At 47.9% G+C, this 23,375-nt stretch carries 20 protein-coding genes and 1 pseudogene; 7 read left to right on the top strand and 14 right to left on the bottom strand.

The features are described from left to right. Nucleotide 1: 1 nt before the first annotated feature. A complete protein-coding gene (locus tag SIB80_RS08290) occupies nt 2–301 on the bottom strand; it encodes a hypothetical protein (RefSeq protein WP_063420316.1) in 300 nt (99 codons plus the stop codon). A gap of 342 nt (nt 302–643) precedes the next feature. Here SIB80_RS08290 and SIB80_RS08285 point away from each other — a divergent pair, with 342 nt between their 5' ends. Continuing rightward, the gene (locus SIB80_RS08285) at nt 644–1,879 is read left to right on the top strand and encodes a site-specific integrase (protein WP_236066120.1); all 1,236 of its coding nucleotides are present in this window, start codon (nt 644–646) and stop codon (nt 1,877–1,879) included. 194 nt (nt 1,880–2,073) lie between these two features. On the opposite strand, the gene SIB80_RS08280 is transcribed toward SIB80_RS08285, so the two are convergent. Together SIB80_RS08280 and SIB80_RS08275 are read right to left on the bottom strand one after the other, a co-directional pair. Continuing rightward, nucleotides 2,074–2,409 (bottom strand): DUF3303 domain-containing protein, encoded by a 336-nt coding sequence (locus SIB80_RS08280; protein WP_205909531.1) that lies wholly within the window; start codon nt 2,407–2,409, stop codon nt 2,074–2,076. A 66-nt stretch (nt 2,410–2,475) separates the two neighbouring features. Beyond that, entirely contained in the window at nt 2,476–2,784 is a 309-nt protein-coding gene (locus SIB80_RS08275) for a hypothetical protein (RefSeq protein WP_063420315.1), read from the bottom strand. Nucleotides 2,785–2,890: 106 nt separating this feature from the next. Here SIB80_RS08275 and SIB80_RS08270 point away from each other — a divergent pair, with 106 nt between their 5' ends. After that, nucleotides 2,891–3,238, top strand: a complete 348-nt coding sequence (locus SIB80_RS08270; protein ID WP_063420314.1) for a GRAM domain-containing protein — start codon at nt 2,891–2,893, stop codon at nt 3,236–3,238. Nucleotides 3,239–4,401: 1,163 nt separating this feature from the next. Next, nucleotides 4,402–4,611, top strand: a pseudogene (locus SIB80_RS08265) (Nif11-like leader peptide family natural product precursor); the annotation flags it as partial. A 478-nt stretch (nt 4,612–5,089) separates the two neighbouring features. Here the strand turns inward: SIB80_RS08265 and SIB80_RS08260 are convergent. Next, nucleotides 5,090–5,695 (bottom strand): alpha-ketoglutarate-dependent dioxygenase AlkB family protein, encoded by a 606-nt coding sequence (locus SIB80_RS08260; protein WP_063420313.1) that lies wholly within the window; start codon nt 5,693–5,695, stop codon nt 5,090–5,092. 103 nt (nt 5,696–5,798) lie between these two features. Here SIB80_RS08260 and SIB80_RS08255 point away from each other — a divergent pair, with 103 nt between their 5' ends. Next, the gene (locus tag SIB80_RS08255; protein WP_236066118.1) at nt 5,799–7,469 is read left to right on the top strand and encodes a bifunctional aminoglycoside phosphotransferase/ATP-binding protein; all 1,671 of its coding nucleotides are present in this window, start codon (nt 5,799–5,801) and stop codon (nt 7,467–7,469) included. 99 nt (nt 7,470–7,568) lie between these two features. Here SIB80_RS08255 and SIB80_RS08250 read toward each other — a convergent pair whose 3' ends face one another. From SIB80_RS08250 to SIB80_RS08240, 3 genes are read right to left on the bottom strand one after another with little or no spacing between them, the layout of a single operon-like run. Next, complete coding sequence (locus SIB80_RS08250) at nt 7,569–8,462, bottom strand: homoserine O-succinyltransferase (protein WP_063420312.1); 894 nt, start codon at nt 8,460–8,462, stop codon at nt 7,569–7,571. Between the two features lie 14 nt (nt 8,463–8,476). Next, on the bottom strand, nt 8,477–9,805 hold the full coding sequence (locus SIB80_RS08245) for an O-acetylhomoserine aminocarboxypropyltransferase/cysteine synthase family protein (protein ID WP_063420311.1): 1,329 nt from the start codon (nt 9,803–9,805) through the stop codon (nt 8,477–8,479). A gap of 43 nt (nt 9,806–9,848) precedes the next feature. Continuing rightward, a complete protein-coding gene (locus SIB80_RS08240) occupies nt 9,849–10,544 on the bottom strand; it encodes a hypothetical protein (RefSeq protein WP_063405703.1) in 696 nt (231 codons plus the stop codon). Nucleotides 10,545–10,560: 16 nt separating this feature from the next. Here SIB80_RS08240 and SIB80_RS08235 point away from each other — a divergent pair, with 16 nt between their 5' ends. After that, nucleotides 10,561–11,628, top strand: a complete 1,068-nt coding sequence (locus SIB80_RS08235) for a transglycosylase SLT domain-containing protein (protein WP_063420310.1) — start codon at nt 10,561–10,563, stop codon at nt 11,626–11,628. Nucleotides 11,629–11,933: 305 nt separating this feature from the next. On the opposite strand, the gene SIB80_RS08230 is transcribed toward SIB80_RS08235, so the two are convergent. The 6 genes from SIB80_RS08230 to SIB80_RS08205 all read right to left on the bottom strand — a co-directional run bounded on the left by SIB80_RS08230 (nt 11,934) and on the right by SIB80_RS08205 (nt 17,537). Beyond that, complete coding sequence (locus SIB80_RS08230; protein WP_063405705.1) at nt 11,934–12,749, bottom strand: CDP-alcohol phosphatidyltransferase family protein; 816 nt, start codon at nt 12,747–12,749, stop codon at nt 11,934–11,936. Nucleotides 12,750–12,913: 164 nt separating this feature from the next. Next, nucleotides 12,914–13,960 carry an SDR family NAD(P)-dependent oxidoreductase gene (locus tag SIB80_RS08225; RefSeq protein WP_063398120.1) on the bottom strand — a complete coding sequence of 349 codons (1,047 nt, stop codon included), beginning with the start codon at nt 13,958–13,960 and terminating at the stop codon, nt 12,914–12,916. Between the two features lie 391 nt (nt 13,961–14,351). Continuing rightward, nucleotides 14,352–14,558 carry a hypothetical protein gene (locus tag SIB80_RS08220; protein WP_169189814.1) on the bottom strand — a complete coding sequence of 69 codons (207 nt, stop codon included), beginning with the start codon at nt 14,556–14,558 and terminating at the stop codon, nt 14,352–14,354. 153 nt (nt 14,559–14,711) lie between these two features. Then, entirely contained in the window at nt 14,712–15,260 is a 549-nt protein-coding gene (locus SIB80_RS08215) for a DOMON-like domain-containing protein (protein WP_231901385.1), read from the bottom strand. 20 nt (nt 15,261–15,280) lie between these two features. Then, complete coding sequence (locus SIB80_RS08210) at nt 15,281–16,396, bottom strand: phosphotransferase enzyme family protein (RefSeq protein WP_063420309.1); 1,116 nt, start codon at nt 16,394–16,396, stop codon at nt 15,281–15,283. 916 nt (nt 16,397–17,312) lie between these two features. Continuing rightward, on the bottom strand, nt 17,313–17,537 hold the full coding sequence (locus tag SIB80_RS08205) for a helix-turn-helix domain-containing protein (RefSeq protein ID WP_063395174.1): 225 nt from the start codon (nt 17,535–17,537) through the stop codon (nt 17,313–17,315). Nucleotides 17,538–17,735: 198 nt separating this feature from the next. On the opposite strand from SIB80_RS08205, the gene SIB80_RS08200 reads away from it, so the two are divergent. Together SIB80_RS08200 and SIB80_RS08195 are read left to right on the top strand one after the other, a co-directional pair. Continuing rightward, nucleotides 17,736–18,950 (top strand): metallophosphoesterase family protein, encoded by a 1,215-nt coding sequence (locus SIB80_RS08200; protein WP_063405733.1) that lies wholly within the window; start codon nt 17,736–17,738, stop codon nt 18,948–18,950. Nucleotides 18,951–18,957: 7 nt separating this feature from the next. Next, nucleotides 18,958–21,714 (top strand): AAA family ATPase, encoded by a 2,757-nt coding sequence (locus tag SIB80_RS08195; protein WP_063420307.1) that lies wholly within the window; start codon nt 18,958–18,960, stop codon nt 21,712–21,714. Between the two features lie 123 nt (nt 21,715–21,837). On the opposite strand, the gene SIB80_RS08190 is transcribed toward SIB80_RS08195, so the two are convergent. Beyond that, the gene (locus tag SIB80_RS08190) at nt 21,838–23,349 is read right to left on the bottom strand and encodes a hypothetical protein (RefSeq protein WP_063420306.1); all 1,512 of its coding nucleotides are present in this window, start codon (nt 23,347–23,349) and stop codon (nt 21,838–21,840) included. Between the last annotated feature and the right edge of the window lie 26 nt (nt 23,350–23,375).

Here is a 23,375-nt window from a genome sequence, read left to right as displayed (position 1 = left end):
CTCAAGTGGTCCGAAGATCCGTTCGAGGTAGGCGCGGATTTCTGGTGAGTCTTCTTGTGCTGGTGTGGATGCTGCGAAGGCATCTCGAGTTTCCTGCTGCATTAGCGGCATTTGGCAATCGAAAAGGTCGAATTCCCTTGCGAGATGCAATTTGCTTGCTCAGGTAAGTCTCCAAAGAGCCTTCCTTTGCAGTCGCTGGTTGTCTCAGCAATTCAACAGACAACTCTTGTTCTGTATTGATGGAGTGTTCGACGGAACCGCGGGTCAGGGTCTCTGAGAAGCGCAACTGATTCAAAACCACCTTAACGACGCGATCAGGTGAATTAGAACGCGCTCGGAAAGTTGTGTGCTGAACGGCCAGCAGGTTCGCTGCTCAGCACACCCTCAGCACACAGCTGGATATTCGATTCGCTGAGATTCAAGTCGGGGCGACAGGATTCGAACCTGCGACCTAGTGCTCCCAAAGCACCTCTCTATTTGTGTTGGACACTAAAGATCGTAGTCATAAAGCAAGTTGTAGACTGCACTGTATTGTGAGCAACTGCGGTCAACTGCGAGTGAATTCCCCCTCTTACCCCCGGCTAGGGGTAAAAATGAACGGGTGCTATGTGCACGGGTGCTATCGGCCTTTCGTTTGCCCCTGATGCCTAGAACAGCGTCAAAGGACACCCCTCAATGGGTGAAGGATTTCCGTCGAGCCATCAAGGCACAGTGTCCTGTTGGTTGGCTTGTTGTCGAGCACAACGGCAGTGTCAAGCTCGAGGTTCATGACCCAACGCTCGGTAAAAAGCAGACGTTGAAGCTGCCTTTCCAATGGGACGAATCGCAATGGGCTGATGCTTTGCTACGGATTCGCGTCATTGCTAAGGCTTATGCCTCAGGTGGTCTTGACCTCAGGGGAGCTGCAAAACTTTCAGAGAGAGCTAGCAGTCGTCACAACACTGATTGGCAAGCGGCCGTTATTGCCTTTCGAGAACATCGCACTCGCGTGGCGGATCGAACTTGGGATAAGAAATACAAGCCTGTTCTGTCTTCTGCTCTAAAAGTACTTTCAGCCACAAAATCCCCAACCAATGGTTCTGACCTTTGCGACATTGCTTTGAAGCAGTGGTTTCTAGGAACGCGTCAACGTCAGATCATGCGTCAGAACCTGTTTGCTTTTCTACGTTTCTGCGTGCAGCGACGCAATTTCAAAGTTTGTTGGCTGCCACCAGAGACGATTGAAGGAGAAGCCATTAACCAAAAGCGAGATGGCTATCCAATGACAGATCTGCAAATTCTGCGTCTGTTGGATGCGCTGCCACAAACCAACATTGGTAATCGCTGGCGTTTTGCCATTCAACTGATGGCGGTTTACGGCTGTAGGCCCGAGGATCTCCGCCACATCAAAACCAAGCGAGCTGGGAGTGAATTGTGGTCTGACTATGAGAAATCACAGGGAGGGACGAAAGGCAAGCGAACAGATAAGCGTCGCCTCTACCCACTGCTAGTCAATGACGTTGATGGCTCAGTTGATTGGAACCTTCAGCAGCGGATTCATATAAGAGAAGATCTACCGAGCTTGGGCCAACCAGGCAAGGCCGGTGAAGCTGTTGGTACCTACTTAAGGAGACAGCCAATGTGGCAGTCGATTGCAGCGGAAGCAGAAGCTGAGGGCGAAAAATTAACGCCTTACTCATTTCGTCATCGCTATAGCGCAGCAGGACATGCCAGAGGTTTACAACCAAAGCAAATGGCAGATGCGATGGGCCATAGCTTGGAAGTGCATATGGGTAGCTATGCCAGGTTTATGACTCGCGATCTGGCTGATCCTTTTGTTGCGGTGAATGGCTCGAATGCAAAGGAGAAGAAAGTGAAGAGACGAAGGCTTAAAACATGAAAGCCCACTACTAAAGACGAAAGACAGCCGACCTAACTTGATCCCAGCAGCACCCAGCAGATGCCACGCAGAAGAACGGCACTTGCTATTTCCCTATCGCTGCTGCCATTGGCTCAACCAGTGCTCCTGACACTGGTTGAGCTGTCTGTTGCTGGCGTCCATCAGCAGCCAGCCGGCCTGCCAGATGTGGGTCTTTATTCGACAGCAGCAGCAGCCTCCACGCCAGGCCACATTGCTGCGAACTCTGCATCTGACACCACAGCCGTGACCTCGAATTGGATGCCATAGCCCTTAATCCAAGGGCCGAGGTGGGCCCAAACCTTGCCGATATCGCTAGCTACTGCGATGGCAACCCCACTGCCACTCACGGGTTCGCAGACGCGATATTTCAGTTCAAAGCCCTCGAATTTGTCGCCAGGCCCTCCTGCATTGATGTAGTCCGCAAATCCAGGGCACGAATCCCAGGCCCCTTCAACAGTGGGGAAAGTCCAGACAATCAGGTAATGCTGCACTGAGTTGAGGCAAAGCATCTTCTGCTTAGCAACGGAACACTTGTGTGTCTTGGGATAGTCCCGATGTCCTGAACACCGGAGATTTCAGCAAGGAGGAGTGCTCTGATTACCAGCGGGGCTGGCACTGCTCACCAGTCGTTCGAGTATGCGACTACCCCAATGGCATTTAGGAGCAGCTTTGGCGTGATGGCGATAACGCTGGCAGAAACGCTCATAGCGCCTGGCACAACCATCCAGAGTGGCCGAGAGCTTTAAAAAGGCAGGGCTCCATTCACTTATGCCGTCTGCCTTCAATCTGCTGTAGTGGCCATAATTGGAATAGGGGTCATCAAAGCCTTTCCTTACCCCAGCCGCTTTGGGGTTGGCATGGATAGCTCTGAGCGTATTCAACATTCGCTGGTGATCTTTTGGGTGGATCGGTAAGGCAACAACTTTTTAGTACTTAACTAAAGAGGGCTTGAAGTTTCTTTAATTGAAGCTAGTGTAATTTTAAATTAAAATGGCCCCTTGCGTGAAGACTGTTCTTGAGGTTGGAGAAAAGCTTGTCAAGAAATCGCCTGCAAACCATCAAAGAGGTATTGAGACTGTTGGAGGGATGCTTTATCTGACCACAGCAAGATTGATTTTTGAGTCACATGCGCTCAACATTCAAGCAGGGGTAACCACCGTTTCAATTTCTGAAATCAATAGGCTAAGAAAGGATTGGACAAAATTCTTAAACGTTATCCCTATCTTTCCCAACACTCTAGCCGTGACTTCTAGTTCAGGTCATGAAGATAAATTCATTCTGTTGAGAAGAACTCCTTGGATCTATGAAATCAATAAATTAAAAGAGGGACAGAACTAAGGCCCCTAACTATTTCCTCACTCCTAACCCACATAACTTGTCGAATTAAGCTACAGCGCTCACAACAGCACTGGGGTTGTTCTGCTTTAAAGCAACCCTTGCGCTTCCTATCAGTAGATGAATAGCTTGAGCAACAAGATCTGTTCTTTGGATATTTTCCTGATCGATGTCCTCACGGATCAAGGCATATCCCTGTTGAAAAGTCCTTTGAGAGGTGCGCAGCGGAGTTAGCCAAATACGCCGCCACTAATGCTTAGGGCGGTGATGGACCTACCAGTTTTGCGCTGAAATCCTCTTCACTGCCAACCAATAGCACAACAGGCTGAGCCAAGCCTTCACATGCCAAAACCCAGTCATGGAAGCGCAACTTGCCTGATTGATTGACGCAGGTGATTGGCAGGGCCCCAGCTACTTCTTTGCCCTTGTTTCAAGCATTAATCACAGGCGCATAAGAAAAGGGCGCCCTCATCGAGTAGCACCAAACGACAAACTGTGTGGGGAGTTTCGCCGTTCTATTCTACTCCTCGGTCTGTACAACCCAGAATCAATAATGAGTAAAATTTCTCATCTCGACCAAGTAAAGGGGTAGCTATTAGATAAGTGGTTCGCTTTTCAGGGCATGGACACACCTGCTGTTATTGTCATGGGGATCAGTTTTGTGCTTGCACTAGTGGGGCTGCGAGAGCTGCTTAAGGAACTGAAGCCCGCAAAGCCTCAAAAAGTTCACTGATGCCAATGTCCACTGGAAGAGGACATTGCTAGCCACTGTGTGGGAAAAGCGGAAAGGGGCAATTCTTCCTACTGACACCTTCTACCTGCTTGCTTAGACCTAGATCAGGAGTCTGAGGACGTAGAAACCCTAAAAACCTGTCCTGGGCTTGAGGGCATCCAACGCGGGTGCCCTTCTTCATGTCAGTTATTTGTGCTACTTGGAGAGAAAACGCAATGTTATTGATGCTTGTGAACAAACTCACTGTTGGCATTGAGCCAGGTCACTGCGTTTTTAAAGAGGTTGAGTGAATCTACCGATAGCGGTGAAGGATGAACACAAAAAGTCGCCACCGCTTTAGGGGGAGAAAACAAATAAGAAAAGCCCCGCATCATGGCGGGGCTTTTTGTTGATTCACTGCTATGATAAGTTCTTAGATCAACAATCGATCTGAGAAGAGCAACTCAAGGTATTCATCGCCAAAGTTCAAGCAGATAGCTCACTACAGGAACAACTTAAAGCAGAAGGTGCTGATGTTGTTGCTATTGCTAAGACTGCTGGGTTCGCGATTACAACAGAAGACTTAAAAGAGCATCGCAAAACCCTGCCTGATGAAGAGCTGGAGAGCGTGGCTGGGGGGCATCACGGGGGCTGGACAGTGTGATTCTTGCCTGTTCCCGCCCCGCTTAAAGTTTGTGGTGGTTAGTCGTGGAGTTGGTAGTACCGCTGGGTCCGCCTAGACACTCAAAGCCCTTGCATTAGCAGAGACTTTTATTTCTTTGAATACCTCAATATTCGCTTAAAACGAGATCCGATACCAGGCACGAATGAGATCATTTGCTGTTTTACTTTGGTCACTTTAGAGCTGGCCAATAAACTCCAGACACTTGAGGCGCAGCAAAGCAAATTTCTTCAATTCTTATCTCTACCGATACATCTATCTCCTCAAAGGAACCAGTAAAGACTTCGCTCTTTATCGCCATCTCTAATTCCATTTGTTTTTCTAAATCTAACCGGAATCTGATGCCAATCCTTAGGAATCTGGTTCAGGCGAATATCCCAAGCCATGGCAATCGATATTATCTATTTGCATCCGATTTGGTTGAAAAATTCAATTAATCCCTCATAAGTATTCTGATGAGCTATAGGCCTTGGCTTTTGATAAAGCAACGGAAGGTAAGGTTGATTCTTGGTTGAAGCACTCTCTTTCGTCTCGGCAACGCATGTAGCCATTCTTTTTGACATTGAGGGTGCATAATCAACAGATCGCCGCCCTGCAAATGAAGCACTTCCCGCAACGGTTGATGGCGATGCTTTAAACAGAAATCCCTTGTTGCTCCCAGTGACAAGGAAGCGATCTGTGTGTTTGGTTCAATCTCAGCTTCATCATCCGCATGCCAACCCATGCGGTCGTTGCCATTGCGATAGAGATTCAGTAAACAACCGTTGAAGTTTTCCTTGCAGGCCGCATTCACTTGCCTGAGCAAGGGATAGAGCCAATCAGGCAATCCTTCGCCGCGATGGCTTACACCGCTGTAGTGATAGTTGACCCCCTCAGCTGCCATGAATGCCGTCAGTCGTGGGACAACATGATGACGTCCGTAGACTCGAACAACCGGTTGCTCCCAAGCCACACCGTCTTGTAGTCGATGCAGCCAGGATCGAGCATCAGCGCAGTTCAACCAATTGGCCATCCACGTCCAGGGGCGAGCTTCTGCCCAATCGTGTCTTTGTGATGGCTGTGCCATAGAGCTCCTAGCCAACACCATTGAACAGAACCATGTTGGCTTTATAGATGGCGGAGAGTAGTCACAGATGCCAGTGTTGAGTCATAGCTGAAACACTCCGCGGGTGACCACGACCAAGCAAAACCAACCCGCTTTGATTCAGGCATTAATGAAGCCTGAGGCTTATCCACATCCGGTGATGGTTGTGGAGCTTGTCGAGACCCACATTTCCTGGGTGCTTCTGACCGGTTCCTATGTTTACAAAGTCAAAAAAGCTGCGCATTTTGACTTTGTAGACGCCACCACACTCAAGCAACGCCTTCATTTTTGCCAAGAGGAGCTGCGCCTAAATCGTCGCTTGGCTCCAGACCTTTATCTAGGTGTGACCCGGATTCTCGAATCAGTTGATGGCGCCATAGTTCTCGATGAAAACTTTGTATCGAATGATCCATCCACAAAGGGTGTGGTTGAGGTTGCTGTGAAGATGCGTCAATTTCCTGCCTCTCGTCTTCTCAGTGTTTATCTGAGTGATGGGGTTTTGAAGACTGAATCCCTAAAAAGACTTGCTTTCGATCTTGCAGAGTTTCATCTCAGTGTCGACAAGGCTGCTTCAGATGGCGGTTTTGGTGGATTTGAAGCGGTGACTAACCCTGTGCATGCGAATTTGCGTATTTTGGATCAGTTGAAACTTCCTGAGCCATTAGAGCTTTGGCTTGAGCAGCATCGAGCTTGGATCAAGAGGATTCAGCCAGAACTGGCTTTTCGTTTTAAACAACGACTCAACGCAGGAGCTATACGCGAATGCCATGGCGATCTTCATGTCGGCAATATACACTTAAACAACGATGAACGTTTAGAAGTCTTTGATGCCATTGATTTTAATCCAAGTCTTCGTTGGATCGATCCGATTAGTGAAATGGCATTTCTAGTGATGGATTTTGAGGTGCACGATCATCAGGATGATGCCATGGTGATACTCAACGAATGGCTTGAGCACACCGGCGATTACAAGACTCTTGATCTTTGGCCTTGGTATTCGGCTTACCGAGCGCTTGTGCGCGCCAAAGTGAGTGGCCTGCAATGGCAGCAACTCTGCTCCCAGAGTCAGCATCACTCTGTTGATCAGCAACATCTTCAAAGGCTGCTTAAGGATCTCAACCTCTACATTCAGCGGGCAAGAGAGGTCCAGCAAACAAAATCAGCCGGTATTGTGCTGATGCATGGACTCAGCGGTAGTGGTAAATCCTTTTTGAGTGAGCAGCTCTATCAGCAGTTGCCAGCAGTACGATTGCGTTCAGATGTTGAACGTCAGCGTGCTTTCGGTCGCCGACCGCTGCACAAGCTGCTTGGCTTTGAAAAAGGAACGATGGCAAGTGGTGGCATTGCACCACTTTTTCAAGGAGACCCTTATCGACCTGAGGTCACCCAGTGGTTGTTTGATCAATGCCTACCGGCATTAACTCAAAGTTGCTTGAGCAGTGGTTACACCACAATTGTGGATGCCACCTTCTTGCGCGAACGAGAACGACAGCGAATGTTTGCATTGGCGCATCAGCAAGGATGCCCGATTGCCATCGTGGCCTGTGAATGTAGTGATTTCACAGCTCAGCAGCGGTTCGCTACAAGGATGGGGATTGGAACTGACCCCTCTGAGGCAGATTTAGGCGTGCGTGAACTGCAGAAAGCGTGGATTGAACCTCTAACCACCTATGAGCAAGATCTGACGGTTAGGTTTACAGAAAAAACTTCTATCAGCATTGGCCTAGAACGTTTGCGTGTTTTGCTGAATCCTTAGTGCATCCGATACGCATGACTTTTGTAGATGAATTTATAGAAACTTGCTTTCTCTTTTGGTTGCTTTTATTTTGCTAATTATGATTATTTTGACAATATTTCAGTCACGCAAACTTACTCTTTGATAGCAGAACCATAGCCAGTGCTGAAACAGTAGATTTCGATGTGACCGCCATAGAGTTAGAGGGCTGTCTGGATCAAAGTTTTCAGGGGGCTGAACATCGCCTCTCGCTTGATCTCGTTCCATCTCTGTTAACAGGCGACCCGCGTTGTACTCCGGATGCCCAAGATGAACAAGTTGGCGTTGATCGGTGGTCTCAAAGATCGTGTAGCCAACCTTCTCACCATGCGCCAGTAAACGTAGACGTCCCTGTCGCTGTGCTGCTTCCATTGCGCCATCAGGCAACCCGGCATGGCGACTCTGCGGACACACAAATCGATCGTCTTGCGTGCCCATCAGGGCATGGCCAGGAACCAAGCTGCGCATCGGGAACACCCCAAACAACTTTTTGCTAAAAGACTTTTTATCGACACCTTCGAGATAGGCCATGGCAAAACCAGCCCAGCACAAGCCAAGCGTGTTTGCACAGTTCTGCCGTGCCTCTTCGATGATTTTTACTAGCTCTTGCCAGTAGTTCACCTCCTCAAATGGCAGATGTTCAACTGGGGCTCCAGTGATGATCAAACCATCAAGAGGATTGGGTTCCATCGCTTCCTCCCAGCTCACATAGAGATTATCGAGATGAGCAAGGTCCCATGTTTTATAGCTATGGCTACGTAGCCTTATCCAGATCGGTTCGATCTGTAGAGGTGAAAGCCCTAGGGGATGCAGCAGATTGAATTCATACTGCTTGCCCAGGGGCATGATGTTGAGGATTCCGATTCTTAATGGCCGGATGTCCTGACGTTCTGCAAGTTCCGGCTCGATCCATGAGATCCGGTTCTTCTCCACCGCGGCGATCTTGTGATAACTGCGTGGCAGGATCAGCGCCATCGATGCCTCCAGTCTCAGCTGATGGCCGCTAGGGCCTGTTCAAAATCAGCCTTGATGTCTTCGATGTGTTCAAGGCCAACAGATACCCTAACCATTGTGGGAGTGACTCCTGCAGATTCCTGCTCTTGAGCAGAAAGTTGTTGATGCGTGGTGGATGCAGGATGAATCACCAAGGTCTTGGCATCACCAACATTGGCGAGATGGCTAGCTAATTCAAGACCATTGATGAAGCTCACGGCATCATCAAAGCCTCCTTTAAGGGAGAACATCAGCATGCATCCCATGCCTCGATTCGTTAGGTATGTTTTGGCTTGTGCGTGGTATGGGTCATTTTTCAGGCCGGGATAGTTGACACTGGCAACCTTGGGATGATCCTGCAGCCATGTAGCAAGAGCCATGGCATTGGATGCATGGCGTTCCACTCTTAAACTCAATGTTTCGAGCCCTTGCAAAAGTAGGAATGAATTGAATGGACTAAGAGCTGCTCCCCAGTCACGCAGTCCCTCAACTCGAGCTCGCAGTGCAAAGGCCACATTGCGATTGCTTGGAACGCCGAGCATGGAGCAGATGTCGCTGCCGAACCCGAAAGCATCCCAGTGCACCAGACCGTGATATGCCGCGCTTGGCTCACTCATCAGTGGGAATTTGCCATTGCCCCAGTTAAAGGTGCCAGCATCCACAAGCACTCCACCAAGGCTGGTGCCATGGCCTCCAATCCATTTGGTGGCACTTTCCACCACCACATCAGCACCATGCTCTATGGGCCGAAGCAAAGCACCAGCTGCTCCAAGGGTGTTGTCAACAATTAATGGGATTCCCATGTCTTTTGCTAAGCCTGAAAGGCCTTTAAAGTCAGGGATATTGAAGCGAGGGTTTCCCATCGACTCCACATAAATTGCTTTTGTGTTGGCATCGATTTCAGTGGCAAAGCTATCAACATCATCACCATCTGCAAACTTCACATCAATGCCAAGGCGGGGAAACTGCACCTTGAATTGATTGTAGGTTCCTCCATACAAGAAGGATGTTGAGACAAGATTGTCACCAGCCTGCATGCAATTTGTAATTGCCAGGAACTGGGCGGATTGTCCGGAAGCTGTCGCTACAGCAGCAATCCCTCCCTCAAGAGCCGCAACACGCTTTTCAAACACATCCGTCGTGGGGTTCATCAGACGGGTGTAAATGTTGCCGAATTCTTTAAGACCAAACAGGTTGGCACCATGTTCAGCGTCATTAAAGACATACGAACTGGTTTGATAAATGGGTACAGCCCGTGAGTTCGTGACAGGATCAGCTACCTGGCCGGCATGAAGCTGGAGGGTTTCGAAGCGATGTGAAGTCAACTACACGTAAACAGGAAGGTCCCTTCTTTCTAGCAACTTAGTCTCAGGCGCGGTTCCAGTCGTCAGGTGGAGCAGCTTTATCTGTCTTGGCTAATGATGGCAGTGTTTCGCGAATCAAGGGCACCAATTCGGCCCTCACTTCTTGGCGGAAGCCTTCGACCACAGAGGCATTGAGTATGGGATAGCTCTGATCAGCTGCAGTGTCTTCTTCTCTTAATTGGCGCCATTTTGTTGGCTCTTGAGCTTTGAGAGCGTTGAGGGGGGCCTGGAAGTCAAAACTCACCACAAGGCCCTGCTCATCAGCAAGCTTTGATGCACGGTTAGCAATCGATTCACGTACAGCATCGAACTTCTTGGCCTTTAGGGTGTCTGGTAGGCCGAGAACAGGTTCGTAATAGTCGAGAGCTCGCAATTCTTCTTCCAGCAGGATCGGCCACGCACCACGAGCGTTCTCTTCAAGTGCGAGAGCTAACTCTGCTTCATTCATGGCCTGGAGATAGAAGCGGAGCCTGCGGTAATAAGACTTGTCCTCAGTGGCTTTTTTGGCTGCAGCCTTGCCAGTAACGATTGCTGGCAGAGCGGCTTCAGCCTTTCTTAGGAACTGGCGGTCCTCTCGCTCCAAGTTCATTGCACCCCAACGCTGCCGGTAGTCCCATAGCTCCGCATAGCGGGCTACGTCCTCGCTGGACCAGCCAAGTTCTTTGAGCTCATCAGCTCGGTGAGTGGATTCCTTGGCCACGCGAGGGTTTCATGTAATGGACGGCAGCGTAAGCGGCGGCGGGTTGATCAGTGCCATCGAGCCTTTGTTGGTTAGTTCCGGTAGCGTCATCTTTGCCTTTGAGTTGGTTGTCATGAGGAAACGCCACCTCGCTCTAATGCTTTTCAGCGCTGGGGTTTTAAGCCTCATGGGTAGCTTGGCTTTGAAGTCACTAAGTACCACGAATGTTTTTGTGGCGGAACGCCAATCCGCATCAAAAAGTCCGATTCTGCCAAGCGATGCCGATCGGCCACGTATGGCTGATGGACGTCATTACCCCATCGTTCCAGATGATCCGATCAAGCTTGCGGATCTTCTTCAAGAGGTAGAAGAAGCGCTGCTTCAACCATCAACACCTGAAGAAGATCTCCCAAGCCTTGGCCATCAACAACAGCTCATCTACCGGGTGTTGTCTAAGGATCTACCCACTTCTAATAAGGTGCTGGCTCACTTGCCGAGCCGTTGGCGTCATGTGGCTGAACGGCATTTAGTCGCAAGGCGTGAGTTTCTTGCGATGCACAGGAGATCCTTTAGACCTCGCTTAATGCCGGCCTGGAGAATCATTCCGCCCGAGCCTGCAGAGAAGTTATTGAGCTATTACCGCAAAGCAGAAAGTTCAACTGGTATCGATTGGGAAGTTTTGGCGGCAGTGAACCTTGTTGAGACAGGAATGGGCCGCATCGATGGTGTCTCTGTAGCTAATGCTCAAGGACCGATGCAGTTTTTGCCAACAACTTGGCAAGAGAATGGTATTGGAGAAGGGGACATCCGTGACCCCCATGACGCGATTCAGGCAGCCGCGCGCTATCTAGTACGCCGCGGCGGGCTGCAAGATATCCGTAAAGGGTTGTGGGGATATAACAATAGCGACCATTACGGAAGGGCCGTGCTCGAATACACAGCCTTATTGAAGGAAGATCCGCGCGCATTCACTGGCCTTTATCATTGGGAAATTCACTTTGACATTGATGCTGGGGATTTATGGCTGCCTGTTGGTTATAATCAAAACAAGCCAATTCCTGTGTCTACCTATTTAAGGAAGTTTCCAGCAAGTAGCCCAAGATAACCACTTTGATCAATTCATAATTGTCAGGAGGATGATCAATGGCTAACATAGTATGAACTAGGCCATGAATACTCAATAGCTTTTAATCCCCGCACATGGAGTATCGCTATAACCTTTGGCGATCTAAAGTTATTTGGTTTGACAACTTGTTGACGATGAGATGTCTTTTGTAGGTGGTTCTTGAATTCTGTGATCAATCAATTTAGGGAACTTGCTCTTTGCAGTAAATGTTATTTGGTTGATCTGGAACTAGTAGGTTATGGTTGATATCTCTCCTTCAAGAAAGATTGACTATAAAGTTTAAGCTATAGCCTTGCGGCCCTTTTCTGTGATTTTTTTGACCCTAATATTAAAACACTAAAGACAACCAGTGCCGCGATGATGTTGTAGACGATCAAGAAGATAGGAAAGGTTAGCTCTAGGCTATTGGTGCAGAGAAGTATCGCTATAATTAGTAGTTGGAATCCCAGTCCAAAGATTGAGATTAAGCTCATAATCCAGTTTGGGATTGGGCGAGATCTTGAGTTGGTTATTTGATTGCCCTTGAACATTGTGTCGATAATCCAGTCTTGCCAACCGTAAAAAATTAGATATAGCTTATGAAGCATAAATAACACTCTTGGGTTCTCTTGAGGGTAAGGAACCGGAGAAGTCACTTCGGATATACGGCTTGTTTTATCCCCGGATGCCTGATGCCTTTTAATCACATAAAAATAATTAAATATTGTCCCTTGCAGTTGAAATGAGATCCAGGTAAGCGCAATTTTCCAAACAGGTATCATCAGCGGGATGCCAATCGCAAACAACACAAGCCCGTTCAGAATTAAATCATTTATTGAGTCCAAGTATCTACCAGTATGTGATGGTCGATTTCTTGCGCGAGCCATTTCACCATCTGCCGCATCAAGCAAGCTTTTTAATATCAGCAGTGAGCCTGCAAGTGTAAGTGCATAACGATTAAAAATTAGCAGTACACTAACTAGGCCTACTGCGGTAAATAGCCATGTTAATGTGATAGCGCCTATCGATGTAGGCAGCAGTCGTTTTACCAGCCATATTGCCCCTGGACGTGCATAATCTGACAGGTCCCAAAACTTATGTTCAGGGGGGAGTTTTGGCATTACAGTAGTGTTATTGTTGGCTTAGTAGAAATCGCAATAGTTTTACGATCAAGACTTGTCAATCTTTGATTGTGGATTTGAGATACATGCTGCATGTTTTCGCTTCTGCTTTTTGATAATTCAGGGCCTATATATACACTTAATTAGGTCCTCTTGAACAAAGCTTAGCATTGTGATACTGAGGCAGGTGGTAGCTCAGTAGGTAGTCCTATCAGCTCGGCGCTCACTTCCCACAGCGACTTGGCCAGATTGTTGTCCTGTGCTTCCTTGCTTACATTTGCTTCTTCAAAACGGTGCTGCCCTGGACCGTCAAGCCGATTGCTTCGATAGCTAAATGGAGATGTGTTTAACGATTGATCTGTCGCAAGTCTCGACAGTAGAGACCCCGCATTTTCTGCTGATTCGCTAATGCGCAACAGATCTCGCACCACTAGTGAAAAGACCCGCTGACCCCATTCGTTGTAGCGCCGACTGTAGCGAAAGAAGCCTCCTGAGCTGCGAGGTATCACTAGTCCTGGTGCCCATGCCAGCACTGGTATCTGTATGGAACGCAAACTCAGTCGTCTTGCCAATTCCCGAGCAAACAGTACGTTGCAAAGCTTGCTGTCTTTGTAGGCCTTGTCTGCATTAAAGCTTGAACTGCCATCAATCATCTCAAAGCCGGCTCCGGTTTTGAGACCCGTCAAATCACCTAAGCCAGCAGGCTTGCCAAAGCGTCCGCCAGGAGAATTGGAGTCATGCACCTCGGAAGCTGTTACCACTACACGTGGGCTCATCCCTGCATCTAACAGCGGTAATAGGCGGATGCTCAAGGCCTGATGACCAAGATGATTCACCGCGATGGTGAGTTCGTAGTCCTGAGATGAGAGCTGCGCTTTTGCTGCACCAGTGTATTGAAGGCCAGCATTGAGGATCAAGGTATCGATTGGCTGGCCGATGCTCAATAGCTCATCAGCACACTGTTTGATGCTTTCCAAATCAGCTAAGTCCATGACAGGAGCTGAAACTGGGCTTCTCTCTTGCTGATGTTGAACTGTCTCCTCTGAGAGTTTTTTAAGCGTTGCCGTAGCTGTAGACCGATCTCGACAAGGCAGAATTAGCTGATGTCCAGCACGATGCATTCGAACTGCTGCTTGATAGCCGATTCCAGAACTTGCTCCTGTGAGCAGGATTCGGCGGCTTTGGACTGTTGACGAGGGGGCTTTGGTCATGGTTTGCACCCTATGCAGAAGATGGTGCTTGTTGCCTTGCTCTAGGGGATGGCCTTCAAGGCTGCTACGAGCTGAATTGAATTCGTTGCACCATCCTTTGCGTTCAGACCAACCACAATTCCTTTTTTAGGCAAGAAAAAGGCTGGGTAGGAGTTCTTTCCGCCTAGAAGCTAACGACTGTTTTTTGTCTAGTGCTCAGCTCTGCACCAAAGCCGATAACCAAAGTTACGACAGCAACCAGCAGTCCACCCCCATTTAATAATTGCCTCATCTTTGTCATGTCAGCAAGCGGCAAGGATGGCTGCAAGTTGAATGAAAAGGATGTTATTAAACATGGTGATCAGAGTCGTTGGTATTTATTTTGTAGAGAAGCGAACCTTTTCTGTCTATCTCACGACCAGCTCTTCTGCAGTTCCTTGATCATCCGCCATATTAGTTCACGCGTATTGGGATGGATCCGTTCCATATCGATGGATGTGCAAGCGCTGAGATTAGCCATTCGTAGACATTGATGAACTAAGGCTGCTTCTCGCATTAAAAGCTGTTTTTTACTGATGTTGCGTGCTGTAATCATGATGGCTACAGTGATGATGATCAAGAAACCGACGGCTGCTTGATTCTTTCGGAATCTATTAGACATGAAACTTCAATGTTTCAATGAAGTTCTGCGAATGCTAAATCTGACTGATCTAGAGCATTGGCATAGTTTTGCTTTTGAGCTGCTGCATTGTCCCCAGGAGGAGTGCACGATTTAGGGTTGAATGAAACTACGGCGGTCATGAAAGTCTGGACCTTGGCCTGTGTGGCGAATGGCCCAATAGCTATAACTTGCATCGGCATGTTTCATGACCGCAGTGAGAGAGAACTCTGGGCAGGAAATACCTGGAAACCAGGGCTGTAAATTGAGAAGCACATCACAGCGAAAATCTTTTGGTCCACCATGGATGCTGATGGTTGGGAGGAGTACGCCGAGCTCTGGTTTGAGTCCGTTGCGGTAGTTCTCAAGGGAGTAAAGATTCCAATTACCACTAGGGGCAACATTGAGTTCCCAGTATTTCTCTTGCCCAGGATGAGCGAGGAATGCCTCGAAGCACGTGTTCGACCAAAGCTCATCACATCGCTGTGGTGAAACTGCAGTGGCTGGCATTTGAAGATCGTTGAGCCCAGCTTCTCCTCGACTTCGAAGCCCATAACTGAGCTCAAGAATCCCTTCTTCATGCCATACAAACTCAGCACTAACTAGTAAGTTTGGTTTCTGCCTTGGTTCATAGGGAACCAGAGTGCATACTTGGCGTGTCATGACAGCATGGCGAGCCATTTTTAGCTTTGGCTCCTCAGGCGCTCTACCAAGCCAACAATAGAGGTCCACTGAGCTTCAATACTTTCCATGAGGCGGAACTGCACCTCCGCGCGATCAAGGTTTTGGTTTGGATGTTTCGTTTTGAAGTAGATGTTGCCATTGAGGTGATCAGTAAGGAAGCGCAAACCAAGTTCAAATGGGATCAATTTGATACACTCGGGGATGTAGTGATAATCCCTTTCACTCAAGAAGCCTCTTGCTACAGATAGGTATCCATCAAGGATGGCTTCACATAGTGAGAGATCAAATTGAACCTGGCTGATATCGGTAGCTTCCTCTCCTGCTGGATTACAACAGGAACGAAGGCAATCACCAATGTCATAGTGAACCAGGCCAGGCTTGACGGTATCGAGGTCAATCAACCCCACCGCCTGGCTTGTGAGGTTGTCGATCATGACATTGTTGATCTTCGGATCACCATGAATGGGACGTTTCTTTAGTTCACCACGACAAAGTGCGGCTTCTAGTACATCGACACCAGCGCGACGGCTCTCTATGAAATGCATCGCCGAGCTAAGGCGTGAGTCTCGCTTCAAAGTTGTAACGCTACCACTGCACCCTATGGCTTGGGCGATGTCGAACTGTTGTAAGTAAGCAGGAGTAACGTGAAAATTCTCAAGCGTGTCTGCTAATCCATCGTTGGGGAGATCACTGATGAGGTAATGAAACATGCCAAGTGCATATCCGATTTCTTTAGCGTGTTCATAGTCGCGGAGTACCTCAACAGTTGTAGCGGAGTTGATGTAGGTGATGGAACGCCAGAACTGTCCATCTTGTTCAATCCAATGTTCATCTAAGCCACGGACTGGTAGAACTCTTGGGATCTCCCATCTCCTGCCGGTTAGCTCTGATGGATTTGAGGCTAATTTTCTTTCCACATGTTCAACAAGGTTGAGCATATTTTTCATCACGAGATCAGGTCGATCAAACACATGGGTGTTGAGACGTTGAAGCACAAAGCTCTGAGTTTCAGTACCACTCAAGGCCACTAAAAAAGTATCATTGACGTTGCCAGATCCCAGTACATCGATACTTGATATATTTCCTTGAGCACAATACTGACCAGCAATACTCATTAGAGTATTGATGGTCACGAGTGGGGATTTTGCCAAGACTGCTTACTTGTGTCTTTATTAGCAACGATGATGTCTTTTAAAGGCTTTTGCCAGAGAACAGTGTGCGGAAAAGCAGGCGGTGGATCTCCGCAGCTCTCGCCTTGACTTTAAGAGTCGATGATTTGCTCCAGGCATCACGCTAGTTCTGCACGGATTGAATTCTTTAGGTTAGGACATCGTTGCTTAGTGCATCATGCATCATGCTTGGGATGATTGTTATGTTTTGAGTTGGAGCGGCAAGCCTTGTTCAAGATCTAGAGATTGATGCTAATCGTAGTAAATTTATTATGTTAACAGGCTAAGTTTGCGGGTTGCTATTGATCACAGTGTCTGGCTTTCAGGCAATCGCTTGATAAGTAATCTATAGTTAATCGAGCTTTATTATTCCTTTCGGTCAAGGCATGGATGATCTATGACCGCCTATATCATTGGGTCTTGTTAGGTTGGTTGAGTAACCATATAGACCACCTTTTTGATCTGCATATTGTTACAGCTCTTTCACAGCAACAGTTTCTGCAACTTAACATTCTAATCCTTGTCTATAGATATGACTCTTGTCTCGCGCGCAAGCTAAAATATTTAATATGGCAGCTCCATTCATCAGGAGTGACCTCTATTGCGAATGTTTCGAAAGAGTTGTTATTCCTCGCTCAACTGATCTGTCAAGGCAAGGCACCTCGCTACACATCTTGAGACAACACAAGAAGCACTTTGCTTTGCTCTATGGAACTTATGTGACCGAGAACTGTGGTGATCTACAGGACTTGCTAGCGCGCCCTTGTCTCTGTAGATCATTTCTGGGCTTTAGAATCAATCCGCTTGAATCAAGCTGAACGCAGTGAGGATTTCAACAAAGATTCTTCAACACAAGATTTGATTAGGCAACCCATTGACGTCGTATACCCTCAGCAGCTGCGGCCGCACGATTACGGACATCTAATTTGCGAAGGATTGAGTTGACATGCCCTCGAGCAGTTGTTTCTGCAATGAACATCTGGTGACCAATCTCGCGGTTGGTGAACCCGTCACACACCAGACGGAGGACAAAGCGTTCCCGAGGCGTTAATGATTTCACTTCGAACACTAAGGGTGGCAGAACCATGCTGCGCAGCTGAACTGCTTTAAATCTGACTATCTCTGCGGGGAATTATGACCAAGTCTGACTGGCTCCAGCCCAGAAGACCTTTGAGGTCAGTGCTTGACACACTTTTAGGGCCACTTTGCCAAGTTGATCTCCCCTGAGGGGGCTTCAGAAATAGCAGACTCACGGCAGCATGGGGACCCGGAGTGTGTTGCAGCTTTGCCCCGATTTCTCCACACCGCTGACTGGCAAATCGGCAAGCCCTTTAGGAATATCACAGATCCTCAGAAGCGCTTTCGCCTGCAACAGCAGCGGATCTTGTCTGTTTCACGGATCGCTGCTGTTGCCGAAGAGCACAACGTAGATGCCGTGCTGGTGGCAGGCGATCTGTTCGATTCCAGCACCGTCCCATCAGCTGTGGTGATGGAGGTCTTGGAGGTGATTGGTTCTATGAATCGTCCAGTCCTGGTGATCCCGGGCAATCATGACCATGGTGGAGCTGGAGGTGTTTGGCAGCGCCAGGATGTTCAAAGGCAGTTGAAGGAACGAGCACCTTTGATGCAGTTGCTTCTTAAACCGGAGCCGGTTTTGATTGATCATGCGCTTGTTTTGCCTTGCCCTCTGCTACGTCAGCGCAATAGCGAAGACCCCTCAGCTTGGATCAGTCAGCTGGATTGGCAGGATCTAGCTGAAGATTGTCCTCGAATTGTTCTTGCACATGGAGCTGTGCACGGATTCGGGAGCACTGATTACAACCATGACAGTGCTGGTCAGTCGGAGCGGATCAACCGCATTGATCTTGACATGATCCAACATGGGCAGGTTGATTACATCGCTCTTGGCGACTGGCACAATCTCAAACAAGTAGGAGATCGTGCTTGGTATTGCGGAACCCCTGAACCGGATCGCTTTGATCAGGGAGACCAGGACCAGCGTGGGCAGGTTTTAGTGTTTGATATCGATCGAGGGACATGTCCCATCCCGAAGTCTGTATCAACGGCTGGGTTGCACTGGCACAATCTTCGGGTACAGCTCAGGACCACTAGCGATCTTGATCGACTGGAGAGGACTCTCCAGCAGCGCATTGGAAGTCGAGTAGGCCGTGATCTATTGAGGCTTGAAATTAATGGACAACTGAGCCTTCGTGAGTATCAACGCTTTGATGCCTTAATCGAGGTGCTAAGGACGCAATTGCTGCATGTACGCATCAAAGGAACCTGCCATCGACGTCCAGGTCAGGAAGAACTTCGGGCCATGACTGATCGCAGTGAAGATCATTTGATTAGTTCTATTGCCTTACAACTACAGGGAGAACTTGAAAACCTTGAACTTACCAAAACTCTTACAACTGAACAGCAGAGCGAAGCCGAGCTGATCGAGTTGGCTCTTTGTGAACTCCATCGGCTTTGCAGTGAGTCATCCTTAAATAACTGATCGCCCTATGCGCTTATTGCACTGCCATCTTGAAAATATTCGCCGTCATCGGCTCTTGGATATCGACTTCTCGCCCGGATTGACGTTGATTTCTGGAGCCAATGAAAGCGGGAAAAGCTCACTTGTGGAGGCGATGCATCGAGGCTTATTTCTCAAGGCCACAGCTAGCGGATCGCTAGTAGAAGCGTTGCGCTCTAATCTTTTTCCAGGTCACCCCCTCATTGAACTTTCTTTTGAAGCAAAAGGTGCGATCTGGTCGTTGAGCAAACGCTTTAGTGGTCAGAGTGGCAGCGTAAGGCTTGATGGAACCGGGCAAGAAGTTCCACTCAGCGGTTCTGCGGCAGAAGAGCTCCTAGCAAAACTTCTCGGAGTTGATGAGATCGTTGGCAGTCGTCAGGCCGCGCGAGTCCTTCCGAGTCGATGGGCTCATCTCTGGGTGTTACAGGGACTCGCTGGCCAGAATCTTTTAGATCAAGGACCCCAGCATTACGACCTCAATGGGTTGATGCAGCAATTGGAGCAACGGGCAGAAGTGTCTTTGCAATCACCTCTTGATCAAAAGGTGAGTACGGAGCTGGAGGCTCTTGTGGAAGCCACTTTCACGAGTCGAGGGGTTCGTCGTAACTCACTTCTTTGGCAATGTCAGCAACAACGAGAGAGAGCGGAAGATGCGCTTAAAACTGCTGAACTGCAACGGGACAGCTTTGAATCCACCAGTGCAGAGTTGGATCAACTTGAACATGAGCTTGATTTGCTCACGTCAGGCCGCAAACCTGCCCTCAAGAAGCGACGTTTCGAGTTGCAAACGCAACAGGAGCAGACCCGCCAGGACGAAGCTGCTCTGCTCCTTTATCGACAGCAGCTCGAACCTCTTCAACTGCGAAAGAAACAACTGCAAAGCGTCCTTCATGCCAATCATCAAATCCACAATGAATTTCTCCTCTGCCAGAAGAATCTTGAGGATGGCAGTGAGCAGCAGACTCTGCTTAAGCACAGCCTTAGTGAGACCAAAAAGCAGATTGAGACCACACAGCAAGAGCTCGATGATCTGGATCAACAACGATCGGACTCGGAATTAAGGGGTCTGCACATGAGACGGTTAGAAGAACTCACACAGCTCAAGCTTCAACGCGAATCCCTACAACGACAGCACAACGAGCAACAACGCTTGCGCAAACAATTCCAAACACTGCAAATTCAACTCGATGCACTGCCTGATCTTGGTGTGGCTAATTTGCAGCGTCTTCGTGATTGTTATGACCAAGTCAAAGGATGTGCTATTCGCATTGAAACGATGGCATCTGAATTCAATCTAGAACGTGCAGATCAGCCTGTACTTGTCGATGGTTTTCCCCTGAAGGAGGGTGAGAAGAAACGCCTTATATCAAGCTTCACCGTGAATGTTGGTGATGGAGTTCGCTTTCATATTAATCCTGGCCAAGCTACGGGAATTGAAGAACTAAAACGTGACCATGAGAGGCATCTTCTGAAGTACACGGAGACCCTGAAGGCTTGGCAAGTGAAATCTTTGGAGGAAGCCGAACAAAAGATTAATCACAGGAATCAGTTGAGTCAGCAATTGACTCTTATCAACGAACAACTCAATGGATGTCAAGATGGACATGATGGAAATATAAGCCTATCTCTACAGAAAAAACAACTTGAAAATCGTCAGCAAGAACTTGAACAAGAGATGACCTCAGAATCAGAACTTTCCAAGCTAGATGATAGTTTATTCTCTAATGACGGAAGCTTGAATCAACTTCTTGATCTCGATACAATCCGTGTTGAGCTTAAGCGATATCGCCAGAGCTACAGAACCATTAGTGAGTCAATTAAGGTGATCAAGTTGCGACTTCAGCAGCTGCATAGAGAAGAGTATGAGCAAGACAAGAACTTACAGAAGCTTACACTTTCGCTTGAGGTGTTAAGTGCAAAACAAATCGAACGAAAACAACATATGAAATCTCTTTTGGCTGAACATGGTCCTGAGCCAGAGATTGAGGAAAAACTACTGAAACTTAATCAATCACTGACTGATTTGGGACAGAAAGTTTCTGATTTAGAACAACAGCTCGGAAAACAAACTCTACAAGCCATCAAGTCAGCTCTTGCAGAGCTGGATGCCCAAGAAAAACGTTTGCAGGAACATTTACAGCTTCTTAGCGGACAACGAGGAGCTCTGCGTGAACGCTGTGAAGGGCTTGGAAGCCTTGAACCTTATGCTGTTCTTGAGGAAGCCCGCGTAAACTTCAATCAGGCCAAGCTGGAGGAGCGTGAACAATTGATGCTTGCTCATGCACAGCAAAGACTCTTAAAATCATTTCAACAAGCTCAAGCTGAACTATCAAATCGATATACGACTCCACTTAGTCAGGCAATTTGTTCTTACTTAGAGCCCCTGCTTGGTAACCAAAATGATCGTTGTCACCTTAATTTCGACCCTCATGATGGATTTCGAGAATTAGGCCTTCGACGTGACGGTCAAAACGTACAATTTCGAGATTTAAGTGGCGGCATGAAGGAACAGCTCAATGGGGCTCTTCGTCTTTCGATCGCAGATGCCCTCAAAGGAGGACATGGCGACTGTTTGCCAATTCTGTTTGATGATGCTTTTACCAATACTGATCCAGATCGCATCGAGACAGTGCTCAGGATGATGACCCAGGCGGTAAAGCGTGGCCTTCAGGTGATTGTGCTCAGTTGCGACCCAGCCCCTTACGAAACAATTGCTGATAAGACTATTTACTTGCCAAGTCCTTAATTGACTTAGACTTATAATCTGATAACTAGATCAGCTAGTTTGCTCATGATTCAAATCAATGGATATTTGCTTTTAATTCAGCAGATGTTTTGAAATTACTGGTGATCTGCTGGGGAATCCTACTTATATGCTTGTCTCGATTACATTCATCGCTCTGAGATAAGCTGGTGTCTTGTCTACTGCCTCCGAATCATTAAGGAATGAATCATCTCGGATTGCACGACGCCCATTGTCGGCAATCACTGCGTTAACGATTAGATCTATGGCCTCTGGGTTGTCAAGATTTTGAAGAGCTTCGGCATATCTGCGGCTATGGGTTGGTCTGACAGATTCCTGGCAGTAATTAGTGAGTTCACGGCTTTCTGTCATCACAGAATAAGCAACTCCTTTGCTGGATTGATTTCCATAGATAGACATGTATAAAAGATTCACCATCGATGAATCATGCAGAGGAATAGAGTAATTACGAACAATCTGTGGCCAATAACGCAGAGACTTCAAGCCTTCTAACCCTCCCTTTTGTAGCCCATCAGATTCACACCATTCTTCAAGTTCTTCCATTTGATGAGGGCAGCGCTCTTCTTCCTTCATCTTTTTAGCGAGTACTTGCCCAGCTTGAAAGTTACGCGTTGGTTTGCCACAAACCGGAAGCATCATGCTGCCCCTAACATCTGCAACCATGGCAGTAAGTTGTGCAAAGGTGTGATCTCGCACCTTTTCCATCTCCCCATCTCGAGCCAATGCGGCTTCAATGCGCTGCACTCCGTAACCAAGCTCAGTTAATGAAAATGGTTGTTGATTGTAGAGCCCATGACGATCATTTCTACACATCGATACTGTGGCAGCTTGATCAAGACACTGATCTAAAAGTAAGGTCAGCAGAGTTGGAAGTACGCCTGGATTATCATGGTGATATGTATAACCAAATCCAGCAAATATTGATGCCATATTTTTTGCTGCTTTGATATATTGCCCTTCAATATTGTGAACGCCTGACGATACCTGGATATTTGGTGACAATCGATCCAGCATTCGAGCTCCAAGCATCGCTGTCAGTGCATTTGGATGGCAGAAGTTGGCCGTGAAGCTATCAAACGGATTTCGCAATGCTCCATGGCGGTGAAATCCTGAGAAGAACGCTAGATTTGGTTGCTTTTCACATAGGACATATGATTCATTATTGATCTGGTTATGAGAGAAGGAACCGGCCAGACAAGCTAGAACAACCTGTTCTCGTTTCATCTCCTCACGTAGTCGACAAGCTTCCTCAAGGTCTAGCTCTACATGGTTGCTGTTCGCACTGAGAACGACGAGCTCACAGCGTTCAATTAGATCAGCCAGTGTGTTTGTGACACGAACTCCAGCTTTTACATGTGTGCCCATCTTGATAACAGATGCAACATGGGCCTCGTCCATTCCATCCAAAGAACCCTCTGGAAAGGCTCCCAGCAATTCTCGTTCTGGACGCGGGGCAAGCAATAAGCTGACACCAGCGGTTTGCATCGCACAGTTGTATGCCAGTGAGGCTGGATAAAGCCCCACGCTGTAGAACCCGACATTGCCTTTTTCAAGTGCTTTAATTCTGCTTTGAATCAACTCCGGATTTAGGGACTTGGTGAAAAAACTGTTGTTCATCACTTCTCCTTGCTTCTATGCAGATT

It is taken from the genome of Prochlorococcus sp. MIT 1327, assembly GCF_047304785.1.
GTDB classification, from domain to species: Bacteria; Cyanobacteriota; Cyanobacteriia; order PCC-6307; family Cyanobiaceae; genus Prochlorococcus; species Prochlorococcus marinus_D.
This window is presented reverse-complemented; position numbering and strand designations above follow the sequence as displayed.

Coding starts and splice junctions, on each gene's coding strand:
- SIB80_RS08285 (WP_236066120.1), top strand. CDS start 644: ATGCCTAGAACAGCGTCAAAGGACACCCCTCAATGGGTGAAGGATTTC.
- SIB80_RS08280 (WP_205909531.1), bottom strand. CDS start 2,409: ATGCTTTGCCTCAACTCAGTGCAGCATTACCTGATTGTCTGGACTTTC.
- SIB80_RS08275 (WP_063420315.1), bottom strand. CDS start 2,784: ATGTTGAATACGCTCAGAGCTATCCATGCCAACCCCAAAGCGGCTGGG.
- SIB80_RS08270 (WP_063420314.1), top strand. CDS start 2,891: ATGGCCCCTTGCGTGAAGACTGTTCTTGAGGTTGGAGAAAAGCTTGTC.
- SIB80_RS08260 (WP_063420313.1), bottom strand. CDS start 5,695: ATGGCACAGCCATCACAAAGACACGATTGGGCAGAAGCTCGCCCCTGG.
- SIB80_RS08250 (WP_063420312.1), bottom strand. CDS start 8,462: ATGGCGCTGATCCTGCCACGCAGTTATCACAAGATCGCCGCGGTGGAG.
- SIB80_RS08235 (WP_063420310.1), top strand. CDS start 10,561: ATGGACGGCAGCGTAAGCGGCGGCGGGTTGATCAGTGCCATCGAGCCT.
- SIB80_RS08230 (WP_063405705.1), bottom strand. CDS start 12,749: ATGCCAAAACTCCCCCCTGAACATAAGTTTTGGGACCTGTCAGATTAT.
- SIB80_RS08225 (WP_063398120.1), bottom strand. CDS start 13,960: ATGACCAAAGCCCCCTCGTCAACAGTCCAAAGCCGCCGAATCCTGCTC.
- SIB80_RS08215 (WP_231901385.1), bottom strand. CDS start 15,260: ATGACACGCCAAGTATGCACTCTGGTTCCCTATGAACCAAGGCAGAAA.
- SIB80_RS08210 (WP_063420309.1), bottom strand. CDS start 16,396: ATGAGTATTGCTGGTCAGTATTGTGCTCAAGGAAATATATCAAGTATC.
- SIB80_RS08205 (WP_063395174.1), bottom strand. CDS start 17,537: ATGGTTCTGCCACCCTTAGTGTTCGAAGTGAAATCATTAACGCCTCGG.
- SIB80_RS08195 (WP_063420307.1), top strand. CDS start 18,958: ATGCGCTTATTGCACTGCCATCTTGAAAATATTCGCCGTCATCGGCTC.
- SIB80_RS08190 (WP_063420306.1), bottom strand. CDS start 23,349: ATGAACAACAGTTTTTTCACCAAGTCCCTAAATCCGGAGTTGATTCAA.